The 6,422-nt window shown below is 37.4% G+C and carries 9 protein-coding genes; 4 read left to right on the top strand and 5 right to left on the bottom strand.

Annotated features, from left to right (window positions below; all coding sequences use genetic code 11):
- Nucleotides 1-1,097 precede the first annotated feature (1,097 nt).
- Together D5018_RS20265 and D5018_RS20260 are read right to left on the bottom strand one after the other, a co-directional pair.
- Nucleotides 1,098-1,724: a GNAT family N-acetyltransferase gene (locus tag D5018_RS20265; protein WP_121840799.1), complete on the bottom strand. Its 627-nt coding sequence runs from the start codon at nt 1,722-1,724 to the stop codon at nt 1,098-1,100.
- 73 nt (nt 1,725-1,797) lie between these two features.
- Nucleotides 1,798-2,181, bottom strand: coding sequence for a DUF3192 domain-containing protein (locus D5018_RS20260; protein WP_121840798.1), 384 nt, complete (start codon nt 2,179-2,181; stop codon nt 1,798-1,800).
- 157 nt (nt 2,182-2,338) lie between these two features.
- On the opposite strand from D5018_RS20260, the gene D5018_RS20255 reads away from it, so the two are divergent.
- Both D5018_RS20255 and D5018_RS20250 read left to right on the top strand, forming a co-directional pair.
- Entirely contained in the window at nt 2,339-2,662 is a 324-nt protein-coding gene (locus D5018_RS20255; protein WP_121840797.1) for a DNA-binding protein, read from the top strand.
- Entirely contained in the window at nt 2,662-3,435 is a 774-nt protein-coding gene (locus D5018_RS20250; RefSeq protein ID WP_121840796.1) for a Zn-ribbon-containing protein, read from the top strand. The genes D5018_RS20255 and D5018_RS20250 overlap by 1 nt, the downstream gene beginning before the upstream one ends.
- A 58-nt stretch (nt 3,436-3,493) precedes the next feature.
- Here D5018_RS20250 and syd read toward each other — a convergent pair whose 3' ends face one another.
- The gene (gene syd / locus D5018_RS20245) at nt 3,494-4,141 is read right to left on the bottom strand and encodes a SecY-interacting protein (protein ID WP_121840795.1); all 648 of its coding nucleotides are present in this window, start codon (nt 4,139-4,141) and stop codon (nt 3,494-3,496) included.
- Nucleotides 4,142-4,200: 59 nt separating this feature from the next.
- On the opposite strand from syd, the gene queF reads away from it, so the two are divergent.
- Nucleotides 4,201-5,058 carry an NADPH-dependent 7-cyano-7-deazaguanine reductase QueF gene (queF, locus tag D5018_RS20240; protein WP_121840794.1) on the top strand — a complete coding sequence of 286 codons (858 nt, stop codon included), beginning with the start codon at nt 4,201-4,203 and terminating at the stop codon, nt 5,056-5,058.
- A 67-nt stretch (nt 5,059-5,125) separates the two neighbouring features.
- Here the strand turns inward: queF and D5018_RS20235 are convergent, their stop codons facing one another.
- Nucleotides 5,126-5,647, bottom strand: coding sequence for a DUF2165 family protein (locus tag D5018_RS20235; protein WP_121840793.1), 522 nt, complete (start codon nt 5,645-5,647; stop codon nt 5,126-5,128).
- A 191-nt stretch (nt 5,648-5,838) separates the two neighbouring features.
- Between D5018_RS20235 and D5018_RS21820 the strand changes: the two genes are divergently transcribed.
- On the top strand, nt 5,839-5,997 hold the full coding sequence (locus D5018_RS21820) for a hypothetical protein (protein WP_165905132.1): 159 nt from the start codon (nt 5,839-5,841) through the stop codon (nt 5,995-5,997).
- A 138-nt stretch (nt 5,998-6,135) separates the two neighbouring features.
- On the opposite strand, the gene D5018_RS21815 is transcribed toward D5018_RS21820, so the two are convergent.
- Nucleotides 6,136-6,273: a hypothetical protein gene (locus tag D5018_RS21815; protein ID WP_165905131.1), complete on the bottom strand. Its 138-nt coding sequence runs from the start codon at nt 6,271-6,273 to the stop codon at nt 6,136-6,138.
- Between the last annotated feature and the right edge of the window lie 149 nt (nt 6,274-6,422).

Raw genomic sequence — 6,422 nt, 5'->3', positions numbered from 1 at the left:
CCTTTTGGCATGCTTAAAATTTGGTAAACCGTATGAGAACACTACAAGATCTATGTTGTTTTTTTGTTAATGGTTGAAAATGTACGGATACTTAAATCACCATGCGAAATGTAGGTTAATCATTTGTTAGTAAAAGAAATAATGTGATAAGGCGACCGTCCGTGACAGGATGTCACGGTCGTCAGCACATGGATATGCGTTTCTGTTGGCGTTCACATTATTGCGTTTAACTGGTAACAAATTTCTTTTATTCCAAATAAAAGACAAAAAGAAGGGGCGTAATCTTACGATTACGCCCCTTTGTTCTCTGTTAAGCTATCCCGCTATTATTGTGCTCCCTGCACCATCCATGCGTATAAGTTGCATCCGTGCGTTACCACATCCATGACCCTTCCTTGAATCCTTGTACTTTCGTACAATCCTTTTCCTTGGTTTTCCCTTGACCAAGCATGCTCCATCCTGAGCGTGTCCAGATTCATCCTTGAGAAAGTCTATCCGTGATATACAATCAATACTTCACTGTAATCAACTGTCCTTGTAACTGAAATTCCGTGTTGTCATCCATGCTGTTAACTATCCTTATTAACCGCTTCCATGCCAACTCTTCCATTTACATCCTTGATAACAACTTCCGTATCAATGCAACCTCAATTAAACTATAGAACTAAAACTTAAATTCTGCTCAATCAAAATGTAAATTTTTAATCTATAAGTAAAGCATTCCATTGCTTTGAAGCAGTCCTTGCTCCCAAATCCTTTGCTTACTTTAATAAGAAGTCCTTTTCTTTATTGGAGCTATTCTATGAAATTTAACCCTCAAAAACAGGGTAAAAACACATTAGTAACAATTTTAAATGTGTGTTGTCTGGGTGTTAAATTAGAGCCTTAACTCTATCGCCATGAAATATATAGAGTTTTTGTTGATGCTATATTTTTGATAAGAAAAACTACTTAAGTAAGTCTCTAGGTAATCTCACGCCCTTGTAAGATATATCTCACAAGGCGATCAGACTTTTAATATTAAATACATTCATCAAGGTTCGATAGCCCATTAAAAATTTAGGCTCTGAATGATATACGTCCTAATTAATAATCAATCAAGGCCTATGAAATAACAGATCACCTTCAACATTATTGATGTTAATTGAAGATAATTGTTCAAAACCAGTGTTAATGAAGAGCTCATAATGTGCGTCTTTCGTAACAAACACACCTATACCATCAACGTCTGGCTGCTCATCACACCAACTTAGAACGGCATTAACTAAAGTGCGACCAAATCCTTTGTTTTGTTCATTTGGTGAAACAGCAATAAATTGGAGTATTCCACAATGTCTATTTGGTAGGTGTTGAAGTATATGAGAGTCTTTTTTCATGATGGCTTGAGTCGAGCCCCAACCAGCACTTAACACCATTTTCAATTTCCAATCCCAAACTCTATCCTCACCTAAAGGAACATCTTGAGTCATAACGCAAGCAACACCTAACATACGCTCGCCGTCGAAGAACCCAATTAAAGCTTGTTCTTGTTTCCATAAGGTGTGGAGTTCCTCTCGAATCGCTGCACGTAATTTTTCTTGGTAGCTAACTTCATTATCTTTGCCTAAGGCTTCAATAAAGAAGGGGTCGTCATAATAGGCGTTATATAAAATAGAAGCAGCAATTCTCAGGTCTTCAGCGGTAAGGTAAACAGCACGGCACTTTTCTATCACTTGAGTATCCATTCTACGAGTCTCGATAAAGTGTATGGTTTTATCAATGTATCAAGTTGATAGAAAAGTGCAAATTTCGAGCTAATTAAAACTTCGCTAGCTGATATGCCTTTTCACCCCAACCAACAACCTTCCCATTTTTGATAACAATCGGCGTACACTCATCTTTAGTAGTGATAGAATCAGAACTGACGTGCTGAGTTCGGTAAAATAAGACTTGAATTTCGTGCTTAGACTCGCCTTTATTTTCAAGGTAAGCTTCATTGATATCAGGGCTGCCCATTAAATTAATGACTTGTTGATAATCCATCCCCATTTGTAATTGCCCAATATGCATGCGATTTTCTTTTTGTCTTTTCTGCCAGCTTGATGAATAACTACTATGCTCCCCATCCCCTCCGATACTTACAACACAGCCTGACAACATAGATACACTTAAAACAGCTGCAACCAACAATTTTATTTTCATCTTTAACTTCCTTTGTGTTAAGTTCACTATCTTTCAAAGTTGCAACAAAGCACAAATCAAGCCAAAACTGTTATCAATTGATTTAAAAGAACTTTTAAATAATTTTTTACTTATTTAACAATTTTAGCCAACAACAATTAGTAAAAAGCACTAAACAATGAACGAAATTAACCAAGTTTTACAATTTGCTAAACATCTTCAATCATCTGGTAAAACACCAACCACTGCATTGTTAAAAGCAAAGTTAGGCAAAACCATTCCAATGCCAACCATTCTAAGAGGCTTACAACAGTTCAAAAGTCTTTCTGAAAAAGAAATCTCAGAACTGGTTGTGGAAAACAAAGCATCTGAACAAGTTAGCACTAAAGCTAACATTTCTCTTGAAGAGCAAGTTAAGCAACTCCAAAATCAAGTTACCCAATTACAAAGTGAACAAACCGCTTTGTTAAAGCGTATCGAGCAAATAGAAAAGCAGCAGTAATGTACGTTATCGAATTACGATTTGAGTGTTTTGACAACACTACCATTAGCATTGCCGAAAAGGCGATTAACAATTATCTAGAAGCTCTACGAGCGAATGGTCAGGTACTGGGCAGGGAGTTTGCTGTTGCCTTTAACGAAGGTGAATTTCGATGTCGTTTATTAGTTCCAGAAAAATCTAGTCTTAGCCATAGACACAATAGCCCATGGGTAAAATATGCGTTAGAAGGGCTTACTGAAGCTAAAATCCTCGCACCTAGAGAAAAATTTATCGGTCAAGATATTAATTCTGAAACTTCAACGACAGAAATACCAAGCTGGCAACTTCTGTATACCAGCTATGTTCATATGTGCTCACCATTAAGAAGTGGTGATACACTCCAACCAATCCCTTTATACCAAATCCCTGCAACCTTTAATGGCGACCATAAACAAGTGATCCGCTGGCAAACAGAATGGCAAGCTTGTGATGAGATCCAAATGGCTGCTGCAACTAAAGCTGAGTTTGCTTCAGCCAATGAAATTGGTGATGCGGACAGCGATTTATGCCGACGAGGCTGGGGAATAAGAGGGCGAATTGAATACTTAACTAAAATACCGACTTATTACTATTTGTATCGGGTTGGTGGCATTAGTTTGAAAGATGAAATGAATCGCCCTTGCCCACGCTGTGGCAGCCATGATTGGAAACTCGATGAACCATTACTTGATATGTTTCATTTCCGATGCGAAAAATGTCGAATCGTTTCGAATATTTCTTGGGATTTTTTATAACTACACATCAGTGGTTCTATGGAGTGATTAGTTTTTTCCACCGAACCACTGAATTTGATTACGCTTTCCCTCTCAAGTTATTCCACATACGCTTGAAACTGGAAAATATACCTGGATGCTCAATATGTTCATCAACACTTTGCGGCTTCTCGGCCGGCGTAACTCTAGGCGTGATGTTTTTCAGTAACTCGCTGATCGAGTCCGACAGTTTCTGAGTGGGAATTTCTCCCGGAGTTTCTAACCAAACACTGCCATCTTCATTATTTACGGTGATCATTTGGTCACCCTCTTCTAACACACCAACAAACCAAGTTAGTGGCTGCTTGAGCTTTTGCTTCATCATTAAATGACCAATGGTATTTTGCTGTAAAAGTTCAAAGTCACTTTGATTCCAAGGCTGTAAGAGCTCTCCATGCCCCCACTTTGAATCAAAAAATAAATGACCAGAAAACCAACATCCATAGAACTCATTAATATCATGATGTAATGATATCGATAATGCAGATTCTACATTTGAGAAGTCAACATTTTGTTTACGTTTAAACGGCTTCCATTGAACTACCGTTTCCAGATCACCATCATAATCTCCGATAATACAATCAGAATTTTCTCCCAAAGGATAAAAACGCGGTGCTTCAGACAGCGCTTGTTGATAAAAATCATGATATCTATTAAAAAATTCTTCTAAAGCAGTGAGGCAAGACACTTAAGCACAATCCAAAATTCAGTATAATGTCGGTCTATTTTGACACGGAAATTGTATTGATGACACAAAATCACGATCCCTATAGCGAAGCAAAAGAACTAAAAGGGTTAACTTTAGGCCAACCTGCACAATATGAGGCCATTTATAACCCTGATGTTTTGCAAGCTGTTCCACGTAAATTAAATAGGGATGCTATCGAACTGACCACAGAATTGCCTTTTCATGGCGTAGATGTTTGGACTGGGTATGAACTATCTTGGTTAAACGCTAAAGGTAAACCTATGGTTGCGATTGTCGAATTTTATGTTGACTATCAATCTGAGAACTTAATCGAATCTAAATCGTTTAAGTTGTATCTCAATACCTTCAACTTAACTCGCTTTGATTCCATTGATGATGTTGAAAAAGCAATGATAAGAGATTTATCTGAGTGCGCTCAAGGTAAAGTGGAGGTAAAAATTATTGAACCTAAGCAGTTCGGGAATCAGCGAATTGCATCATTACCGGGGACTTGCATCGACGAAATAGACATCGAAGTCGATGATTATCAGTTTAATGCTAAATATTTGGAGAATTGTACAGATGAAGGGCAAATAGTTGCTGAGACTCTGAACTCTAATCTCTTAAAATCAAACTGTTTGATCACCACTCAGCCTGATTGGGGTAGTTTGATGATCCGATATCAAGGACCGAAAATTGATCGCGAAAAACTTCTTCGCTATCTAATTTCGTTTAGAGAACATAACGAATTCCATGAGCAATGTGTTGAACGGATTTTTATGGATTTGAAGCGTTTCTGTAATTGCAGCAAGCTAACTGTATTCGCTCGATATACTCGTCGTGGTGGTTTAGATATCAACCCTTATCGAAGCGACTTTGAACAATTAAATGATAATGTTCGATTAGCTCGCCAATAGTAATGTAATTGGTATAAGCCTCATTTTATAGCGGTACAGAAGCGTAGCCTTAACTTAGTGCCGCTATCTATGATTCACTCCATTCTCTCGGAGAAGGAATGATTACGTAAATCATCACCAACAAAATAAACTCTGAAAAGGTATAAGCCTTCATTTGCGCATTTTCGGTACTGGCCCACATTTGAAACCACTCACTGCCCACCACAGCAAAACTAAAATACCAAATAAAAAGAGCGATTGTTGCACCAGCTAAAAATATGCCCTGCCCTTTAGAAAAGGAAGCATTATCATATCTAGCTCCTTTAAACATAAAAAATGCCCCGAAGGAGATGACTAAACCTGCGATGATTTCTAATGCAATAATGAACCAATAGGCCGTTAGTAATAAACTTGGTTTGGTTACCGCCCTATCAAATAATTGAGTACCTAAAAACCATGGCTGCATTGAATCCATTGATAGTACATGGATTACAAATTGATAGTTGGTATTAAAATCGACAATATTGTTATAGCCGACGATTAAACAGAATATACCTAAAAAAAAAGCTAAAAGTAACTTAGAAAATCGGTGAATCCAACCAGCATCCATAAGACGTATCCATTTGAAATACCCCTACATTCTTAGTTGGAAAAATCAGAAAAATCAAATTTCAGAGAATTTATATATCTGCTCATCTTTTTATACCTTTCTGTGCCTATGACAACCTTTCTCTAATTCACTTATTATTTCTCAAGCGCCTATAAGTGAATTGTCAATATCGAAAGCCTCAAGAACTTTAAATGAATGAAGAAGATCTACTAATTGACCGTAATTCGCAACTTCAGAATACCCAATTCCATTATTTTCCAAGAATTCTATTAGGACCTGTTGAACTTTTAGGCTTAAATTTTGTGCTATTTGAGCATTTTTCTGGTCAAGGCGCGAGCAGTGAAGCTTAGCCATCTATGTAAGGTGGTCACAACACAGAACAGGAAGTGCTCAAAAGCATCGAAGACAGCGTAAATTGGTCACTTCTGCTTCGTTATCGTTTGTTTATGTAGCAACGAAGTAACGACAGTTTTGTATGTCGGTAATAACTACACAGCACAAACTCCGCCTTGCATAAGATAACCATTTAACTCACGAGCCATAACGGTTTTTGTTAAGTCATCTTCTCCTGATTTTTGTTGCAGAATAATGCCAGCAGTTGTTCTACCTATAGGACTTCCAGACATTTCAATTCCTCATATTAACCTAATTGAAGTTCATAGACAGGATCTTAAGCGTAAGATAATAAAAAGATAGAAAAAAGGCTTCATATGTGATCAAATTATTTCGCCAAAAACAAACAGATTACTCAGAAGCCGATGTCCATTATTTCAGT

Source organism: Parashewanella curva (assembly GCF_003675895.1).
GTDB lineage: Bacteria > Pseudomonadota > Gammaproteobacteria > Enterobacterales > Shewanellaceae > Parashewanella > Parashewanella curva.
This window is presented reverse-complemented; position numbering and strand designations above follow the sequence as displayed.